This is a genomic window from Halomonas sp. AOP43-D1-4 (assembly GCF_052446175.1).
Taxonomy (GTDB): Bacteria; Pseudomonadota; Gammaproteobacteria; order Pseudomonadales; family Halomonadaceae; genus Vreelandella; species Vreelandella citrativorans.
Genome location: NZ_JBQSVY010000001.1, coordinates 350,366 through 369,693, shown reverse-complemented (window position 1 = coordinate 369,693; position 19,328 = coordinate 350,366). Strand labels below are relative to the sequence as shown.

Here is a 19,328-nt window from a genome sequence, read left to right as displayed (position 1 = left end):
GGCTAACCCGTGATGGATGCAAGTCTCGAAAACTTCACAGATCTACTTGGCAAGCTGCCTAGCATTACGCGGGAAGGGTTGTTAGTGCATGCGTTGCGTATGCCCACCAGCGCCCAATCATTACTGTTACCCCGCCAGTTGGCTTATTACTACCAGCAAATACCCAAGCCTGAAGCAGGTGCGGAAAACGCTAAGCCAAGTGGCTATGTATGCGGTGTAAGTGGCCGCAATCTGCTACCTGAAGTTAACTTCTGCCAGGATATTCGTGCATGGCGGGCCAGGCTAGAGCGTGCCGGGGTTAAAGTTGTAAAAGCCGCATCTTTTTCGGGTCGCTCAATACGCGATCACATTCGTTACGCGCGGAAAATTGGCTACCCTGTTGTACTCAAGCCCGTTATTCGTAATACGCTATTTGAAGAGTACATTAAAGATATTAAAAACGATGCTGAACTGGAGTTTCTTTTCAGGCAGTCTCGAGAGCTTAAAAAGCAAAAAGCCAGTGATTTATCTGCATCGCCTTATGCCATGACACGGCTTTCAGAAGACCACATAGACGAGCACGGCCGTAAGTTTCTGCCGTTAAGCGTGCGTTATATGGTTGAAAAACAACAAGAAGGCGAGCAACTACGTCTTATTGTAGCGTTTGGTAAAGTCGTCGCGGCACTTACCAAACCTGCCGGCGCCAAGCAGTGGCAGCAAAGCGATGATATCCATGAAAGCTACGAAGCTGTTGGCCGAAAGGTAGCAAAAGTTTTGCAGGGGATGGATTTTTTGCGGGTCGACCTAATTGTCGATAACCCTACCGAACCTGCAAACAATGACAATTATGTGGTCATCGCACTTTCTGAACACCTTAAATGCTACAAACTCATCAGCGATCATTTTGATGCCGCACAAGCAATTTTAGAGCAGGTAGCAGAGTGCAAAATGCCTGACTTGTCAACGGAAGCTACGATACACGTTGAGCTTTCAGGGGTGAGTAACGGGCAGCGGTTAAAGCAGGAGCTAGGCGACGTTGCTAGTGTGCTAGCGTTAACGCTAAAACTAGATGAGTTAGATGAAGTAACTGGACGAGTCCACTTCGAGCTAAGTGGGCCTACTTGGGCGCTAGCTAGCCTAACGTGGATTTATGCAAATGGCTTGGGCATAAACGAAGTGCCCACCAGTGTAACAGTTTCATGATTTATTTTTAAGGAAGTGCTATGCATAATATAATGACCAGAAAAATATTTGTCAGTGGCAAAGTTCAGGAAGTTGGCTTTAGGAAATATTTAAAGAGTGAAGCTGATAAATTAAATATATCTGGTTGGGCTAGAAATCTAGACGATGGCCGCGTTGAGATTCTTGCTAAAGGCAATGAAAATAATCTAGAAAATTTTTATATTGCGGTTATGAAAGAAACAAACGGTTTTAAAGTTGACTCCATTGAGAGGCAGGAGTCAAGACTTGAAGTAACTGATGGCTTTAAAGTTCGTAAGACACGAGCTGTGAGTGATAATGGTGAGATTAAAAAATCATTGTTTTTAAAATATATTGATGAGCTTTATGAAAGTCCTCGTGCTGCAGGTTTGCGCTTAGATTTACCTAAAGTTATTTCAGACATAATTGAAGAAAAAAGCCAACAGTTCTACAAGTACCGAATTACAAGAGAAAATCTTGATAAGCAACGAGGCTTCAGTAAAAATCAGTTGAATACACTGGTTTCTTTGGCGCATCCTCGCCAGATCAGCCATATTATGCTAAGACATATTGAAAGAAGGAAGCTTTCAGTAAAAAGAGCGTTATCATTTCACACTATAATGATGCAGGAGTCTGAAGAGAGACACATTGGTTCGCCAGTACTAGGGTGGCAGCTTGATGAAAAAACAAAGGCTTATAATTTTGCTGACTCAATAGGGTTAAGACGGCCAGACTGTAACAATCAAACTTATACATTTGATGAAATTGAGAAACCCACAAAACCAATGGTTTTAAAGCCTGTTAAATCAACAGGCGCTAGAGGTGTTGCTTTTTTCTATTCGGAAAATGACATTGTATTACTAAGGGATAAAAAGAAGTTTTCTTCTTGGGAAGAGTTTTCAGAATACACTAAGAAGCATGTTTTAAAACATGAAGATAACTTTCAGGGTATACGTGATAGATGGATGCTGGAAGAGTTGGTGCTAGAGGATAAGGGAAGAAAAATACCAGGGCGTGATCTAAAGTTTTACACTTTCTACGGAAAAGTGGTTTTTATTTTAGAAATAGTAAGGGGCGAAAAGGTTAGACATTGCTTTTGGTCTAGAGATGGTGAACGCTTAGCGGGCACCGGAAAATATATTGGTGACGATTGGGTTGGCGAAGGCGTCTCACTTAGCGATATAGAAAGCATAGAGAGAGTAAGCTTAAAAATCCCTGTCCCATTTATGCGTATCGACATGCTCAAAAGTGAAGGTGATATGGTCCTTGGAGAGTTTACTCCGCGGCCGGGGCAGTGGGATGAATTCACAGAAGATTATGACCGTTGGCTTGGTGAAGAGCATGTCAAGGCACGAGGTAGAATTTTGCTTGACTTGATTCAAGGCAAAAAATTCACTGAATTTTCAGAACTTATGGAAGGCAAAAAATTAAATGGGTATTAAAACAATTGCTTTTGGTGGGGATACAAGTCTCGGCTATCGTTATTTTCAAAGTCCTAATTGGAAACCTGTCTTAGAAAGGGTCAAAAATGATCCAATTTCTTTTTTCAGCGAGGTAAAACCATCGCTAGAAGGTGTTGACCATCTCGTGGTCAATTTAGAGACAGTTATTTCCGAAACTGAAGGTATTGCAGCCCCAGGCAAGCTATATTGTGGAATTGATGATCCTGAAAATACGATAAAATGCCTTAATTATGTTGGTGCTAAAACGGTATCCTTAGCAAATAATCATGCTATGGATTTTGGGGTCGAAAAGCTTTTAGAAACTATCGTACATCTCCGGTCGGCCGGTATAGAGGTTATAGGCGCTGGCACTAGCCGCAGACAATCATTAAAGCCCGCAGTAATTACAGTTAATGAAGATTCGGAAAAAAGTAGGAATGTATATGTTTTAGGAGCGTTACGTGCTTCTAAAAGATACTCTGAATATGGTTTTTTTGCCAAAGGCAACAAGGCAGGTTTGGCTAGGTCAACAGCTTCAAGAATTGATGAAACAGTTAAGGATATAAAACAAAAAGATCCTTCTGGATTTGTAGTCTACTACCCACATTGGCAGGGTTGTGATTACGGTAATGTGACTGATTCCATTGCACAGTATTGTAGAGACAGAGTTGATAATGGAGTGGACTTAATCATTGGGCATGGAACACATACTATCGGGGATATAGAAAGATATAAAGGATCAATTATATTTCACTCTATTGGTAATATGGTGTTTAATACTCAAGGGCAATATGCTAAAACTGGTGCTCCGCCTTTTGGTATGATTGTTAAGCTTGAATTCAATGAGTCGGCGCCTAGTTACCCGACTGTTCAAATGCTTCCACTGCTAACCGATAATCGTGAGACTTCATTTAAAACTACACCTAAGTTAGCGTTAGAGAGGTTGTGTAGTGGCAATATGAATAATGGTTATTTTAATCTTAATGATGTTCGGGTAGTGCCTAATGAGGAGGAGTGGCTTAATATTGAACAGAATTAGTATTTTGTGTTTCAGCTGAAATGCCAGATGGCCTATTGGTATAGATCTAATTTAAATAATTTAGTTGCTTTATTCTTCATTATCTTAAATTTTATTAATTTTAATTAAAGTTTGCGGTGCGTATAGCACCGATAAACGTAAGGTGAAACTGTGAGCATAAAATTGCAAAATATTTCTTGTTTTATGAAAAAAATGTCCCCTGATGGTGATTACACTATTGAAGGGGATAAAAATGCATTATTCACAGGTTTGAATGGTGCTTTAACTAGATACATTAATGGGTTGTTCTTTGTTATTGCTGATGATAGTTGGCCTGAAAAGTCAAAAAAGCGTCAGTTTGCTGTTGGAAGTGTTGAGAAGCTAGTTAAAAAAGCAGTGTCTAGAGGCTTTAATGGCTTTATTGTTCCGGTTGAGCATAAAGAGATTATTGAGAGTGTTTCAGGTGTCAGAAGTATAGTAGTGGTTAGTGATACTTGGCCTTTTTTTCTAAATGCTGCAGAGTATATAAGAGAAGTTTCAGGTTGTAAGGTTTTTGCAGTTACAGGCTCAGCTGGGAAAACATCTACTTGTGCAATGCTTGAACTTGCATTAAGAGAACGTTATGGCGACCACTTGTATTCAGCCGAAGGTGTTAATAACAATTTTTTTCGAGATTCTGTTTCTTCTTTGTCACGTCTTTATGGCTATGAAGCAGCGATTCTAGAAGTCTCAGCTTCTAAACGCTTCATTAAAAGTGATTTTTCTATCTCCCCAGATGTGTCTATTTTTACTAATTTATCACAGGCCCATACCGAATACCTAGGTTCTGTTAATGATATAGCGGTGATAAAATCTACCTTATTTAATAAGATGCCAGTAGATGGGCGAATTGTGTTAAATGTGGATATGCCATGCTCAGATATAGTGTACGAAATTGCCAAGATGAAGGTGGATAATGTTATTACATATGGCGAGGCGGACGCTGCAGATGTAAAGCTCGTTTCTTATGATCTTAAAAATGGGAAAGCAGAAGTTTCTTATTTTGGCCGTAACGTTGTATTCTCAACTAAATTGCAATCTAAGCACATGTTATTAAACTCGATTGCTGTTATGACAGCCTTGTGCAATACACCAGATGATTTGAAGAAAGTTTCAAACAATTTACTTACTTTTTCTACGCCTAAAGGTAGAGGCTCAACCCATGAGGCGAATCTTAAAGGAAAAACATTTACTATAATTGATGAATCGTATAACTCTAATTTAGCTTCGCTCAAGGCAAGCCTTGATAGTCTTTCTAACTTTGAGCCTAGTTTAAGTGGAAAGAGATTTGCCGTAATTGGTGATATGTTGGAGCTTGGTGATGCTTCTGAAGAGATTCATAAAAGCCTTGCAGCATTAATTAATGGCTCGTCTGCAGATAAAGTTATTCTAGTTGGACAAGAAGTTGCACAAGCATGGAAGGAAATATCCTTAAGCAAGAAGATAGCTTTACTTCCTGACACGAAGGATTTACTTACGTTGCTCGGTAAAAATATTTCTCAGGGAGACGTTGTTCTTTTTAAGGCATCTAATTCGATTGGGTTTGGTAAGGTTGTAGGTGGATTGATTAAGAGGTGATAAGCTATTCTTTGTTTTTATGGGGGTGCTTTTGTTTCTTTTGTAATTGATTTTCAACGTATCCCGTATTAAAAGCTATAAGGCTTGGAGGTCTTTTTTTAATGTTTACGCTTGTGTGTTTTAAAAGATTTATCTATCGTTATTTTGTTGATGGATATTATTTGAATAAGTTTTCATAAAATATAATTGTTAAGTGCTAAGTCTTATTTCTCGTTTGTAGATATATATAGTAATGGCGGAAAAGATGACTATCCTCAAGCCGCTCTGAAGTGGTGAAGATTCTTATTTTGAGAGTTTATTGAAATTAATCCGTAGAATTGCATTGTTTAGTTAAGATTTAGTGATTTAATACTATCTCTAGTCTTTGGTTGTCACCGCTGTTCTATTTGAGGTGGGGCTACTATTGTACATGGCTAAGTGTTTAGCCAAAACTAGCTGTCTGGATCATAATATAGTGAGGTTGATAATGCTTACTTTTAATGAGTTTTCTGAATTAGAAGATGCGTTGGGTGATATTGCGTACCATAATTTAGATGCTGGTCAAACAATTAAAGGTATTGGTTTTGATAAGAGCCTAGTTCCTGATGGTGAAGTTGGCTCTTATTTTTTAGTGGTTCCTAAAGGGGTTGAGAGTTTTTTTAATGGGAGAAGAGGGGTTTTGCCAGAGGATATTAAATCCTTGTCTTTAGATAAAGTTGTGTTTTTGATTGATAAGAATTACGATTTTAAAAAACTCCCCTCTAATAATAGAATTGTTGTACCTTCTGTAGCTAAGTCAGTTGTTGATCTATTGAATTTTAATGCAGAAAAGGAGAAGTGTAAGTTAGTTGCCGTAACAGGCACCGTTGGTAAAACTTCTACGAAAAGAATAATATCAACTTTGCTTGAAAAAAATGGCTCAATTGGTCACTCAAAGTCTAATGGTGCTTATGGAGTTTTGGAGAGAAGTTATTTACTTTCTGGCTTTGATTTTAAACTTTTTGAGGTGTCTGCTCACGCGCTAAATTTTTCAGAGGATATCGTTAAACCGAATGTTGCAGTCTTGACATCGATAGGCGAGGGGCATTTTGAAAAATATGGCAACATGGAAAATATTTTTGAGATTAAATCAAGGCTACTTTCTAGCCTTAAGTCTGGCGGTACCGCTGTTGTAAATTGTGATATACCTTTTTTTGAAAAAGTAAGAGGTAAGTTAGCAAGTGGTGTTAATTTAACTACTTTTGGTGAGGATAGCTTTGCTGATATTAAATTAGTGGATTACAATTCACAGCAAGGTACAGTTCTTGCTTCCTTGTACGGTGAGGAAGTTGAGTTTAAACTTAGCCTAGCTGGTAAGCATAATGCTATAAATGCACTTGGTGCTATTGCGGTAATGTCAGCCTTAGGTTACTCATTTAAGTCTTATCGTGATGCTTTTTCAAAAATAGCGCCTGTGAAAGGTCGTGGTGTTGTCCATGATTTATCATTAAAGGGTAAAGGGTTTAAATTGATAGACGACTGCTATAATGCTAATCCCTTGTCTATGAAAGCTTCTATAGAATATTTTTCTAATTTAGACTGTCCTGGGGGGAGGAAGATAATGGTGCTAGGTGATATGCTAGAACTAGGTGAGAAATCTAAGCATTATCACGATGAGTTATTAGACTCAATCAATAGTTCTGAGGTTGACAAGGTTTATTTAGTCGGGAATGCTATGGGGGATCTTTGGTCCAAGCTTAACCCAGAAGTTAGAGGCGCCGCACTTACAAAATATACTCAAATTTTCCCTCTCCTAAGGCGTGATATGAAAGATGGAGATACTGTTTTAATGAAGTCATCTAACAGCATAGGTTTGACTAAATTAGTAAACTCACTTGTTAAGAAATTAGGGTCTAAGAGCCATGACTAAAATTGCTGTTTTAATGGGCGGCATCTCTGCTGAAAGAGAAGTGTCTCTCAAAAGTGGTACGGCTATTCTGAATGCCTTGCTCTGTTCTGGTGTTGATGCCTTTGGTATTGACTTAAAGAATAATGCTGTTCAGCAGTTGTTAGATGCTGAGTTTGATGTTGCTTTTGTTGCGCTTCATGGCCGCGGTGGCGAAGATGGCTGTATCCAAGGGGTTTTAGAATGGCTTGGTAAACCCTACACCGGTAGTGGTGTTATGGCCTCTGCTATTGGTATGGATAAGTATAAGACTAAACAAGTTTGGTCTATGGGAGGCTTGTATACGCCTAAATCTACGCTTCTTCACTCTAAAGATGAATTAGATAGAGTTTGTGGCACTTTTACGTTCCCTGTGATGGTGAAGCCAATTCATGAAGGCTCTAGCATTGGTATTGTAAAAGCAAAAGATCAAAATGAACTGATAGAAGCTTATCAGGATGCTTTGCAATACGATAAGCTGGTAATGGTGGAAGAGTTTGTTAAGGGTAATGAGTATACGGTGGCCGTTGTGTCTGGTGAGGCGCTGCCAGTAATTGGTATGGTTCCTTCCAATGATTTTTATGATTACGAAGCGAAGTATCAGTCTTCAGGCACTGTTTATAATTTACCCTGTGGTCTTGAGCCTGCAACAGAAGATCGCCTCAAAGCTTTATCGAAGAAAGCCTATGAGATGATTGGTTGTGAAGGCTGGGGTCGTGTAGATGTTATTATCGATAATTCAGGTATGCCTTGGTTAATAGAAATTAATACTTGTCCGGGTATGACAGAGCGTAGCCTGGTTCCTCAAGCAGCTAAGCATGCGGGCACAGATTTTGATGCTTTGGTTATGTCGATTCTTAAAACTGCAAGTTTAAAGGCCCTTTAAGCATGAGACAATCAAGCGTTATTGATAGCGCAGGGCTAGAGCAGTTTGAAAAGAGTGGTTCTTCAATTCGCTTTGGTCATCTGCGTTATCATGAGGTGGCGACTGAAAACCTGGTGTGTTTAAATGATAGTGTCTGGCTACATAAACATGCTGCCTCTGCTTTTTTAGAAATGAGCAATGCTATGCATAGAGATGGCGTTGCCCCCGTTATTATTAAGATTGGCTATCGCTCTTACAAGCGCCAAACCAGCACTTTTGAATACTATCGTGTGAAAAAAAAGCTTGGCATGGTTAAAACGCTTTCCCGCGTTGCTCTGCCTGGCCATAGTGAGCATCATACTGGCTTTGCAATTGATATTCGTTTGCCAAAGAAAATGGAGGGCGGGCGTTTATCTCGTTCAGACTCTTATAAATGGCTTAAGGAGCATGCGTATAAGTATGGCTTTTATGAGTCATACATAAAAGATAATATCTTTGGGGTGATTTATGAGCCTTGGCATTGGTGTTTTAATGGCTGTTCTGAAAGTAGATCGCTTTTTTCAACACGCTCATTACTTTTGAAAAACATTGATCCGTCAGATCAAACTTTGTTGGATATTATACGTAGCAATGATCCATTGAAAAATTTTTCAGTGGATCTTATGGAAAAGTTCCCCAAAGTATATTCTGCATTATTAACACATTGATTTTTTTATTGCTTAGGGCTGAGCCTTTCCTGATTACTTATTAGGTTGATATTAGCCCTCTTTTCTCCTCTTTATACCCATTTGCTACGGCTTTTTCAATGAGTGAGCTTGTTATCCCTTCTTTTTGTGATTTTCTTCTGACGCCAGAACAATTGGCTTGGATACAAGCTTCCCACCCAGCTCGTAAAGGTACTTTGCCCGCGCCGCCTTCGTTTCGCTCTGCGATGGATGCGCTGGTGCGCCGCTACCAGCGGGAAGAGCAGCAGGCTGGAGTGTACAGCTTTGCGGAGTTGGCGGGTAATCGTGGTTGGGTGGCAAGCCAAATGAATGCGTTAGAGGTGCCCACCGCGAAGATTCTTAAAGATGACTTTTCACTGCAGCACCTGCGGGATGTGCTGCAAGGCGTCGATGCATGTGTGATCAAACCCAAAGAAGCTCATAGCTCCCGAGGGGTGCTCTCACTTAAGCGGGTGGATGAAATTACCTTTGAGTGCTTACAGTTGCGCTGTCGTTTGCGCTTGGTCGACATTCTTGAACGGCTTTATCAGGAAATGCGCGAGCATCAGTTCCCCAACCACTGGCAGTTAGAAGAACTATTGTTACCGCCTTCTGGGTTACTGCGCCCGGTGGATGACTTCAAGTTTTATGCCTTCCGTGGCCGTGTGGGGTTAATCCTACAGGTAGCTCGGCAACCGGAAGGGCAGTATTATCGTTGGTATGACCGTGATTGGCACCCTGTTGAAACAGGTAAGTATGCTGATGCAATTGACCCGGCGCTGCTACCCCCGCGCGACCCCGAAGCACTATTGTACGTTGCAGAGCGGGTGTCGGCGGCGTTACCTACCCCTTTTTGCCGAGTAGATTTATATGAAGCCCGCCAGGGGCCGGTGCTGGGTGAACTTACGCCGGTGCCTGGTACTTACCATGCCTTTGGTGAACAGGCTGATCTTTACCTTGGGGCGATGTTTGAGCTGGACAACGCGGCCGCTGATAAATAGCCTGCAAGCCATGCCTTTAAGAGCTTGAGAATGAAGAATTCTGTAGTATTGCCTACTTATACGGGCGATGAATCCCTGAACAGTTATACCGATGAGCTAAGTAATCTCGCTCGTAGTGTCCATGAAACACATTTACTGGGGCCTTGGTTAATTGCCCGGGTAGCGGAAAGTGAAGGTGCTGAGGTGACGTGGTTTAGCCGGGCTATGTTTTTAGCTTCGCTCAACGGCGTGCAGGTGTTTTTTTGGGACGTACGCTCTAACGAAGCAGCTGTTGGTGCCAAAATTGCTACCCATAAATTGTTTACTCACCGTTTTTTAGATAGGGGCCATGTTTCTAAACCGCGCTATAAAATAGTGCACTCTGCGGAAGGTGCCGCTAATTTTGCTACTAAGCTTGCCAAGCCTGTCGTGGTGAAGCCGATCAAGGGCACACGAGGCCGCGGTGTTAGTTTAGGATTGAGTGATAAGTCGGAGATTGTCGATGCTTATCACAAGGCGAAATCCTCCATTGGCGTATTGGTGGAAGAACAGGTTTCTGGTATCGAATACCGTTTTTTTGTACTGGGCGGTCAAGTGCTTTCTGTTTTGGGTAAAAAATCTGCCCATGTGGTAGGTGATGGTACGTTATCAGTAAGTGAATTGGTGGATGCGAAGAACGAACTTCGCGCCTTAAACCCCCGCTTAATGACCAGCTTGATCCCCAAAGATGAGTGGGTAGAGCAGAACCTGGCTAAACAGTCACTAACCTGGGAAAGCATACCGGCTGAAGGGCAGGAAGTAGTGCTTCGCCAAGAGGCAAATATTTCGCTAGGAGCGGACTCGTTTGATGCCACCGATAGCGTCCCGGAAATAGCGAAACAGGCGGCTATCGAGGCCGTTGCAGCTATTCCTGGTTTGGATTGGGCAGGCGTCGATGTGATGGTAGATACGTCGGATGAGTCTGCGCCGACCGCCTACATTATCGAGGTAAATACGGGCCCTGGTATTGGTGGCCACCATTTCCCGATGCGCGGTGCACCACGTGATTTAGCCACACCTATCTGGCGACGCGCTTATGAAAAACAGAAGGCGCTGGCCGGTACCTTTTCGATCACGCCTATTAAAGCGTCGTTACCTAAGCCTTGCCAGCGCCTTGTTTCGATTGAAGGCAAAGTGCAAGGGGTGGGGTATCGTAAGTGGTTGCGTCGTGAGGCAGCAGCGCTGAATGTCCAAGGATGGGTGCGCAATCGCGCTGATGGCTCAGTGCAGGCAGTATTGAAAGGCGATCTTGCTAAGGTGGAACGTATGCTTGGTAAGCTCCATTTTGGCCCGAAGGCGGCATCTGTGGCTAAGGTGTCTGTTACCTCGCATAGTCGCGCTCTCAGCTATTCGGGCTTTAGAATATTGAAAACTCGCTAACCATGCCGTTCATTAGTGTGCTTAATATGTGTTCAACTTACCCGATAACTGTTGATTAATAGTGGCCATTATTTCTTATTTGAAAGCGCTGTTACCGCTTACCAGCGCCAGAGAGCGCAGCGACATAGGTTTGTTAGCACAGCACGGTGTGTTCGAACGGCGTTATTATCAGCAGCAAATGCCAGCCTTGCAGCGGTGGCTGTGGGTAAGGCCTGAACTGCATTTCTTGCGCTTGGGGTGGCGTGCGGGACTAACCCCGAGCCCTCGGTTTGATGCTCAGTGGTACATCTCTCGCTATGGGGATGTCGGGCGGGCTAAAGTGAACCCGCTGCTGCACTTCTTACGCTATGGCATTCATGAAGGGCGCTTGCCTTCCGTTGAAGGCCATATCAGTGATTTTCCTCTCTTCCAAGGGCAAGCGGTTTGGCTGCATCACCAGGCTTGGCATGGCCACGCGGGGGAGGCAATTCCTAAATTGCATGCGCTGGCTGCTCAGGGGCAATCTGCGGCGCTGTGGTACTTGGCAGGCTGGTATTATGGTCAATCCCGTTATGAAGAGGCGTTGACGCATTTACAAACGCTTGCGGAAGGTGATGCTGAACGGTACCAGCAGTGGATCCCACAGGCGCTGCTAAAATGTTATGTACGCTTGGATAAGCAAGCTGATTCTGAAGCGCTGCGTGATAAACAGCACGTCTCAGGCAATGGCTTGGATGAGGCGATGTTGCAACTGGCGTCGGTTAATCTACCCTTGGAGCAGCGGTTAGTCCCGTTAAATCAGTGGTTTGCTCGCCGTAAGCTGGTGCCGTTGCTGCCGTTAGAGTCAAAAAGTGGCTTAGGGCGATTAAAGACACGCCGAGTGAGAGCCAAGGTGCGTCGGCGTGTGCCGTTGGTATCGGTGGTGGTGCCTGCCTATAACGCTGCAAACACCATTAATGTGGCGCTGAAATCGTTATTAGCGCAGAGCTGGCCCAACCTTGAAATTATTGTAGTCGATGATGCCAGTACCGACGGCACGGCTAAACGAGTCGAGAAACGTGCGCGTCTAGAGCCCCGTCTCACGCTTATTCGGCATGAGAGAAATCAGGGAGCCTACAGTGCTAGAAATACGGGTGTGAAGGCCTCCAAGGGGGCCTTTGTAACGGTGCATGATAGTGATGACTGGTCACATCCGCAAAAAATTGAACGCCAGGTATTAACACTTATGCGCCATGCTGAGGTGATGGCTACCCAGTCTTTTTGGGTGCGCGTAAATGAGCATTTGCAGCCGTTAGGCCCATGGCATCTATGTTCTGATTGGCTGGAACCCAACCCTGCTTCTGTCATGGTACGTCGTGAGGTGTTGGATACGCTGGGGCTGTGGGATGAGGTCGCGGTTGCAGCGGATAATGAGTTTGTTGAGCGGTTACAAAGGTACTATGGCGCAGAGGCACTATTTAAAGTGGCGACTGACGTGCCTTTGGCTTTTTCGTTAGTGCAAGCAGCTTCGTTGACGCAGCGCAAAATAACCCATGTGCGCACCATTCACTGTGGATTGCGGCATTTGTATCATCAAGCGGCAGCATGGTGGCGGAAGCGCCAAGTGGTGCCGGTTATGTCTAATCAAGGGCATCGGCGGCTTTTTCCCACGCCGCTTGGTAATTACCCGCACCCCTGTATTCGTTATGACATTGCTGTCGTAGTCGATGCCTCTGCGCGTAACCCAGAGCTTTTACAGCTATTGAATACGCTGTTACGACTGTGCCAAGCAGGCTACCGCGTTGTGGTTTGCCCTTGGAGCAAGCCTGATGACTTTAATACGCGCTGGTTAGCGGATGAGATGTGGGAACTTTGCCACGAGGAAGATATTGCGGTTGCTCATGGCGGCATCAAATTACACTGCGGTGAAATACGTGTGCAATCGCTTGCTCCTTCGGTTAGCTGGCCTGATAGTGTGCCGCAGCTAACCACACAGGAAGGTGTGCGTGATTTGGCAGGTCAACCATTGCCGACCTTGCAAACCGAAGAACTAATAGCCTACTTGGCGGGTGGTGGCCGAGTGGTGCTATGAGAGCGTGGCGGGTGGTGAGAAGCTTGGGATGGGCACAACATATGAAGGGGTGGCGACTGCATGGCTGGCGCTACCCTTTTTTATGTTGGGCAGTCGCCCGCCTGTTTAATAAGCAATGGTACTTACAGAACAATCCTGATGTGGCGGCGGAAGGAGGAAATGCTTTCGCCCATGGCTTGTTATATGGCTTGGCAGAAGGCCGTGAGCTTTCGCCGCATATCAGCATCAGTGGTTATGGTTATTGCGGACATCCTCCGTGGAAGCCTTCCCAAGCCGTTATACATTACTGGTGGTGGGGGCGTTGGAGGGGGTTAAGCCCATTACCCCGTTTCGCTGGTACCGACACACAGATGAGCCGCCGCAGTCAGCTTTGTTTAGCGGTATTTGCTCATAGTGTGGGCACTCGGTTATATGGTGCCGAGCGTAGCTTGTTGGATGTACTTTCCACTCTGAAATCGCTGGGTGTTGCCACCGTAGTGGTCGTGCCAAATGCTAGCAACCCAAGCTACCTGGATGCGTTGCGCCACGTTAGCCGTTCGGTGTATGTCGTACCGTATGGCTGGTGGCGAGAAGGAGAAGCAGACCATCCTGTAACACTTGCGTCAATTCAGTCATTGCTTGAAGCGAGCCATGCAAACGCTGTGTATGTAAATACGCTAACACTTCAGGCGCCAGCGGTAGTCGCCAGACGCTTAGGCTTGCCTGTGTTGACGCACGTCCGCGAGCTACCTGTGTATGATCATGGTCTTTGCCATGCACTAAACAGCTCGGCGCAGGGGGTTGTGGCTCATGCAGTTACCCATTCTGATCTTTTGGTTGTGAATTCTCAGTGCACGGCTAATGCGTTTCAATATACAGGTGCGCCAGTCGCTATTGTGCCAAATACGATAGATATGTCTGGCTGGCAGGCGGTTCCAGCCTTACAACCTGATAGACAGCGGCCACTTCGGATTGGGCTGCTGGGTAGCTTGATCCATAAAAAAGGGTTGGAAGATTTTGTCGCGCTTGCCGATAGCTTGGTGCATAAAGGCGTTGCGGCAGAATGTTATTTGTACGGGGAAAACACGCCAGATTTAGACGCTTTACTCGATCAGCGGCGTAAAGTGGATAAAGCGTCGGGTAACAAAGGCAGCGTGTTTCATAAAGGGTACGTGCAAGACCCAAAGGATGCGCTGTCAAATCTCGATGTTGTGGTGAACCTCTCCCATTTCCAGGAGTCTTTTGGCCGTACTGTATTGGAAGCGATGGCGGCCGCAAGGCCAGTCGTGGCCTACGATTGGGGCGCGCTACCTGAACTGGTAGTACATGGAGAAACGGGTTTTTTAGCCCCCTTGGGGGATGTGCAACGGGTAGCACACTGGATTGAAGTATTGGCCAATAACCCTGCGTTGCTTGCCTCTATGGGGCGTGCTGGTCGCCAGCGTGCTGATGCTTTATTTGGTACCAAAGCTCATCAAGCAGCAATGGCGCATGCATTAAGCCGCCTATTTCCTACTGTTGTCACGGAAGTCAATCAAACGAATGGTAGTAGATGAGGAGTGAGTTGGGGTTGGGAACTATTTTAACGCCGGAGGAGTTGCCCCGATTAGGTGTCGCGGCAGTCATTAAAAATGAACTGGATGCATTGCAAGAGTGGGTTGCCTTCCATTTAGCTGTCGGCGTCGAGCATTTTATTATCGCAGACGCAGGTAGTAGCGATGGCTCTTATGCATATTTATGCGAACTTTCACGCCTTGGTTTAGTGACATTAGTGCATCGTCGTCCATCAAAAGTGGACGATGCGTCAAGTACGGCTTTTGCTTACCAGTCTCTGTTAGCCGCTTGCCCTACGATGCTAGATATCGTTGCCTTCATTAATGTGGACGAGTTTTTATTACCGCTAGAGGAAGAGAGTACTCAGGAGAATTCAGAAACCAGTACAAAATGCTCTACTGATAGCATGGTGCACCCAGGCAGGTTGCGTACTTGGCTTAGGGATATATTCAGCGATCCCGCGGTGAGCGCTTTGGCGCTTAATTCTGCTTGTTTTGGGTCTTCTGGAGAGCGCTTTCGTGGTGATGGCTTGGTGATTGAGCGTTTCACTCAACGCTCTTCTCGTACCTTTCGTTACAATCGACTCTACAAAAGCATAGTTAGGCCTTCGCGGGTGCAGCACTTTGATAATGAACACCATGCGACGTTAAACACGGGGCATTACGTTAATAGTAAGGGGGCTCCGTTACAATGGGTTGAAGGGCGTCCTGGTGTCAGTCGTCGAGTATGCTGGCAAGGGGCGCGTATTAACCATTATGCAGTTAAGTCAGTGGAAGAGTTTGTGCGAGGCCAGGTATTGCAGCGCACTAGTAACACATTCACAGCCATGCAAGGTGATGATTACTTCGCCCGTTTTGATCGGAATGCTCGCGAGTGTTATGCCGCCAAGGCATGGGACAACCAAGTCTACCTAAAGGCACTGTCGCTACCCTGCACAAGCACCTTTGCGGTGCCTGTTAATGCACCTCGGCAACCGCGATGGCGTGAAATGCTGGCGGCTTCCTTATCGTGGTGGAAGCGGGCACGCTATGCGTTTGTGCACGCTCATGCTGTACCGCTGCAGCTTCCCATTACTGGCTGGAAACGAATGTGGCCCCAACAATCTCGGGTGCTGCTTACCCAGCGAGGGGTGCTGCTCCAGGCTAACGTGAGTGCTGCCGGCTTATCACCTGTTAATAGCAATGTGAAGCTTGCCTGTCGTTGGCACGAGGGCGTCGAATGCGTGTTTCCTGCTACTCGCTTTGAATTTACTGACGGCGACAGTACAAGCGGTACTGTTCATTTCCGTGTTGAGCTGCCGGTTCGGGCCGGCAATGTAACGTTATCTGCTGTGCTAACCACTGAAGCAGGCGAGCAGCGTATACCGCTAGAGCGTTTAACGCTGATGCCTGATGCTTCAGCGCAGGAGCTTCAGGCCAGTGCTCTGATTGGCCGACAGGGCTGGCTGTTTCTCGATCAGGATACTAACGCAAGCCTGTACCAGCACCTTGGCTATATATCGTTACGTCAAGAAGCTATCGATAATTGGGTTACCTATGCAGAGCAACTCACGACGCTTTCTGGTCAGGTAAACGCGAACGTTTTGATGGTGGTTGCACCGAACAAAGAAAGGGTGATGCACGCTTATCACCCTTACCCAATGGGAGCCGTTACGCCGGTGGACCAGGTTGTTGAAGCGTTGCCGGATGATTTTTGTCTGTATCCTGAAGCGCTGTTGAAACAAATGGGTGATGACGCTTACCACATGACGGATACCCATTGGACGCAGCAGGGTGCCATGCGCGTGGCCTGCGAGGCGGTAAGTAGATTAGGGTTGGCGGCACGTGAAGATGCCAAGCGTTGGTTTGCTGAGGATCAGTATAAAGTTGTGCGGGTGCGTGGAGATTTGGGGAGCAAGTTAAATCCCGTGCGCATGGCTGCAACTCCGCGCTTAAGCTCATTTGACCATCAGGAACATAAACGCTATGACAATGGCCTGCCCAACTTTGGGCGTGTCATTGTGTGGGAAAATAGCGATGCGTTTCTTGATCAGTGTTGCTTGGTGATGGGAGCTTCTTCAAGCTATATGATGTTTCCGTTTTTAGTTCGAATATTCCGGCGCGTGGTTTTTGTGCATAGCGCTGGCAATATTGATGCATCGCTTGTTCAAGCCGTCTCAACTCAAACGGTGTTAGTGCAGACTAACGCACGTTTCATGGTGAGGGCGCCACAATTAACGTGGTCGTTGCACGATACCATTCTTGAAAAAACAGAAGGCGTAAGCATGGAAGAACACACCGCTGCGTTTGCTCAACGTATGCCCGCTGACCAAGCTGCCTTAGCGGACTGGGGATTGGCTAAATGGAATGATTGTCTTCCGGAAGGGTGGTTTAGCGCGTGACGATAACAGCCAGTATGCAAGTGGTGCTGGGCAAGCTGTCATTTCAGCAAGTGCTTGAGCCTAAAGATAACGTGGTATGGGATGCCTTTCACCATCGCTGGGAAGCGTTAGACGAGTCGATGGAGTTTATCACTCAGCGCAATATCTATTTACCCGGCTGGTATATGATTGAGCTGCTGGTAGACCGCTCGGTCACCTCGGTAGCGGCTAGCTTTCGCTTTGAAGCAGGCAAGCGCACTTTCAATATCGATATGCCTCTACGCGTAGGCAAATTGAGTAAGCGGCTGGTGTATGCGCCCTGGGGCGTAAAGCGCATCGCTTTCAGGCCAATGAATGCGAAGGGGCATTTTTCGATATTGCATTTTCGTCTTGTATGGGTAACGCCCGCGTTTGCGCGTGATCGTTTATTACAGCGCTTAATCAATATCCATCAGGATTATCGCGATATTACCCAGCAAGCTGCATCTGCCATTGTCCGTGAGCGTGCTCGTGAGCGAGGCGAATCATGGCGTAGAACGGCTATTCGCGAGTACGAATCCACCTATATCAGCTTATGTTCGCGGCGTAACTATCGACTTTGGGTGCGTCAGTTTGAAGAGACACCTGATCCTGCGAAGATGAGGGCGGACATTCAGGCGCGTCAGGCCGTCGTTGAGTCAGCAGGTGTGTACTATTTTTATATTCCTGTCGCGGGTGCTGATACTACGGACGCTCTTGCTACTACGCTTTCAAGCCTTCAAGATCAATCGTTGGGTAATTGGAAAGCAGTCTTGTTGCCTGTAGAAGAGTGTTCGGCGGATGTTCGGCAGCACATCGAAACATGTGTTGAGCAAGATCCACGTATCACGCTGTCAGTGTTGCAAGATGAGCCCCAGCAAGCGGTACTTTCTGCAACGGTGTGGGTGTCTATCCTGTGCCCTGGCGACCGGCTTGCAGCCCATGCGCTTTACTCGTTGGCGGACAGTGCGGGCGCTGAATTAATTTACAGTGATGAAGATGAAGTAGGCGCAGATGGAATGCGTCACTCGCCGCTTTTCAAACCCCAATGGAACCCGGATTTACTCCTTTCTCAGCCGTATATTGGCTGCGCAATATGGGTTCGCGGCGATAAGCTACCAGGACTAATGCCTGCCGGTGGCTTACCAAGTGCTACCGCTGTGGGTAATTGGCAGGCTAAGCTGGCGCTTAATGTGTTGGCGATGGGGGCTGAAACCGAGGCTGTGAACGTTAAGCGCATAAGCCGGATACTGTTCCATCGAGCGTCACCATTCACGTTGTCGCCAGCTGACGATTACGCTTCGCTAGTGCGCCTTAGCCTCCAGGAAATGCAGTGCTCTGCTCAGGTGGTTCCTGGGCGTGTGGTTAATTCTGCGCGGGTCAAGTGGCCCGTACCCTCACCGCAGCCTCTGGTGAGTTTGTTGGTGCCTACCCGTGATGGTGTCGAAATACTTAAGCCGTGCGTGGATGCTATCTTGGAGCGGACCGATTATAGGCACTTTGAATTACTGATTCTGGATAACCAGTCCAGTTGTGCCAACACATTGGCTTATATGGAAGAAGTAGAGCGGCGTGATGCGCGGGTGAAGGTGCTTCGTTGGAATCACGAGTTTAATTATTCTGCGATTAATAACTTTGGTGCTAAGCATTCAAGTGGCGACATCATCGGTCTGATTAATAATGATGTTGAACCTATCGATGGTGAATGGTTAACAGAGATGGTTAGCCAAGCATCCCGGCCAGAAATAGGCTGTGTAGGAGCAAAGCTTTACTACCCCAATGGGACCGTCCAGCATGGTGGGGTTGTGTTAGGGATAGGTGGCGTTGCTGGGCATGCACATCGTTTTTTTCAGCATAACGAAGAAGGTTATACTGGGCGATTGCAACTTATTCAGAATTTAACAGCAGTAACAGCGGCATGCTTATTACTTCGTCGTGATGTGTTTGAGAAAGTTGGTGGCCTAAATGAACCAGATTTAGCAGTCGCTTATAATGATGTGGATCTATGCCTAAAGGTTCATAGGCTTGGACTGAGAAACCTTTGGACACCATATGCTGAACTTTACCATCACGAGTCCATTTCTCGTGGAGCAGATAACACACCTAAAAAGCGGGCTCGTGCATTAAAAGAAGCACGTTATATGCGTAAGCAATGGGGAAGTTTGCTAGATGAAGACCCAGCCTATAATCCTAACCTTACGTTAGCGCACGAAGATTTCTCGTTAAGGTAAAAGATATTGA

At 45.8% G+C, this 19,328-nt stretch carries 13 protein-coding genes; all 13 read left to right on the top strand.

Annotation, left to right across the window (positions count from 1 at the left end; translation table 11 throughout):
• Positions 1-12 precede the first annotated feature (12 nt).
• The 13 genes from ACT3RQ_RS01680 (at position 13) to ACT3RQ_RS01620 (ending at position 19,318) form a co-directional block, all read left to right on the top strand.
• A complete protein-coding gene (locus ACT3RQ_RS01680; protein WP_444679842.1) occupies positions 13-1,182 on the top strand; it encodes a hypothetical protein in 1,170 nt (389 codons plus the stop codon).
• 20 nt (positions 1,183-1,202) lie between these two features.
• Entirely contained in the window at positions 1,203-2,621 is a 1,419-nt protein-coding gene (locus ACT3RQ_RS01675; RefSeq protein WP_444679841.1) for an ATP-grasp fold amidoligase family protein, read from the top strand.
• Entirely contained in the window at positions 2,611-3,660 is a 1,050-nt protein-coding gene (locus ACT3RQ_RS01670) for a CapA family protein (protein WP_444679840.1), read from the top strand. The genes ACT3RQ_RS01675 and ACT3RQ_RS01670 overlap by 11 nt, the downstream gene beginning before the upstream one ends.
• A gap of 150 nt (positions 3,661-3,810) precedes the next feature.
• Positions 3,811-5,256 carry a Mur ligase family protein gene (locus tag ACT3RQ_RS01665; RefSeq protein ID WP_444679839.1) on the top strand — a complete coding sequence of 482 codons (1,446 nt, stop codon included), beginning with the start codon at positions 3,811-3,813 and terminating at the stop codon, positions 5,254-5,256.
• A 466-nt stretch (positions 5,257-5,722) separates the two neighbouring features.
• The gene (locus tag ACT3RQ_RS01660; RefSeq protein ID WP_444679838.1) at positions 5,723-7,144 is read left to right on the top strand and encodes a UDP-N-acetylmuramoyl-tripeptide--D-alanyl-D-alanine ligase; all 1,422 of its coding nucleotides are present in this window, start codon (positions 5,723-5,725) and stop codon (positions 7,142-7,144) included.
• Positions 7,137-8,045 (top strand): D-alanine--D-alanine ligase, encoded by a 909-nt coding sequence (locus tag ACT3RQ_RS01655; RefSeq protein WP_444679837.1) that lies wholly within the window; start codon positions 7,137-7,139, stop codon positions 8,043-8,045. The genes ACT3RQ_RS01660 and ACT3RQ_RS01655 overlap by 8 nt, the downstream gene beginning before the upstream one ends.
• A gap of 2 nt (positions 8,046-8,047) precedes the next feature.
• Entirely contained in the window at positions 8,048-8,731 is a 684-nt protein-coding gene (locus ACT3RQ_RS01650) for a M15 family metallopeptidase (protein ID WP_444679836.1), read from the top strand.
• A 98-nt stretch (positions 8,732-8,829) separates the two neighbouring features.
• Positions 8,830-9,729, top strand: a complete 900-nt coding sequence (locus ACT3RQ_RS01645) for an ATP-grasp fold amidoligase family protein (RefSeq protein ID WP_444679835.1) — start codon at positions 8,830-8,832, stop codon at positions 9,727-9,729.
• A 30-nt stretch (positions 9,730-9,759) separates the two neighbouring features.
• Positions 9,760-11,127: an acylphosphatase gene (locus ACT3RQ_RS01640; protein ID WP_444679834.1), complete on the top strand. Its 1,368-nt coding sequence runs from the start codon at positions 9,760-9,762 to the stop codon at positions 11,125-11,127.
• A 61-nt stretch (positions 11,128-11,188) separates the two neighbouring features.
• Entirely contained in the window at positions 11,189-13,177 is a 1,989-nt protein-coding gene (locus tag ACT3RQ_RS01635; protein ID WP_444679833.1) for a glycosyltransferase family 2 protein, read from the top strand.
• Positions 13,178-13,200: 23 nt separating this feature from the next.
• Entirely contained in the window at positions 13,201-14,712 is a 1,512-nt protein-coding gene (locus tag ACT3RQ_RS01630) for a glycosyltransferase family 4 protein (protein ID WP_444679832.1), read from the top strand.
• Positions 14,713-14,726: 14 nt separating this feature from the next.
• Positions 14,727-17,090, top strand: coding sequence for a glycosyltransferase family 2 protein (locus tag ACT3RQ_RS01625; protein WP_444679831.1), 2,364 nt, complete (start codon positions 14,727-14,729; stop codon positions 17,088-17,090).
• A complete protein-coding gene (locus tag ACT3RQ_RS01620) occupies positions 17,087-19,318 on the top strand; it encodes a glycosyltransferase family 2 protein (protein WP_444679830.1) in 2,232 nt (743 codons plus the stop codon). The genes ACT3RQ_RS01625 and ACT3RQ_RS01620 overlap by 4 nt, the downstream gene beginning before the upstream one ends.
• Positions 19,319-19,328: the final 10 nt, after the last annotated feature.

What these genes read in the sequence shown, in the direction of transcription:
- ACT3RQ_RS01660 (WP_444679838.1), top strand. Translation starts at nt 5,723, where the DNA reads ATGCTTACTTTTAATGAGTTTTCTGAATTAGAAGATGCGTTGGGTGAT.
- ACT3RQ_RS01640 (WP_444679834.1), top strand. Translation starts at nt 9,760, where the DNA reads ATGAAGAATTCTGTAGTATTGCCTACTTATACGGGCGATGAATCCCTG.
- ACT3RQ_RS01675 (WP_444679841.1), top strand. Translation starts at nt 1,203, where the DNA reads ATGCATAATATAATGACCAGAAAAATATTTGTCAGTGGCAAAGTTCAG.
- ACT3RQ_RS01680 (WP_444679842.1), top strand. Translation starts at nt 13, where the DNA reads ATGGATGCAAGTCTCGAAAACTTCACAGATCTACTTGGCAAGCTGCCT.
- ACT3RQ_RS01645 (WP_444679835.1), top strand. Translation starts at nt 8,830, where the DNA reads ATGAGTGAGCTTGTTATCCCTTCTTTTTGTGATTTTCTTCTGACGCCA.
- ACT3RQ_RS01650 (WP_444679836.1), top strand. Translation starts at nt 8,048, where the DNA reads ATGAGACAATCAAGCGTTATTGATAGCGCAGGGCTAGAGCAGTTTGAA.
- ACT3RQ_RS01670 (WP_444679840.1), top strand. Translation starts at nt 2,611, where the DNA reads ATGGGTATTAAAACAATTGCTTTTGGTGGGGATACAAGTCTCGGCTAT.
- ACT3RQ_RS01655 (WP_444679837.1), top strand. Translation starts at nt 7,137, where the DNA reads ATGACTAAAATTGCTGTTTTAATGGGCGGCATCTCTGCTGAAAGAGAA.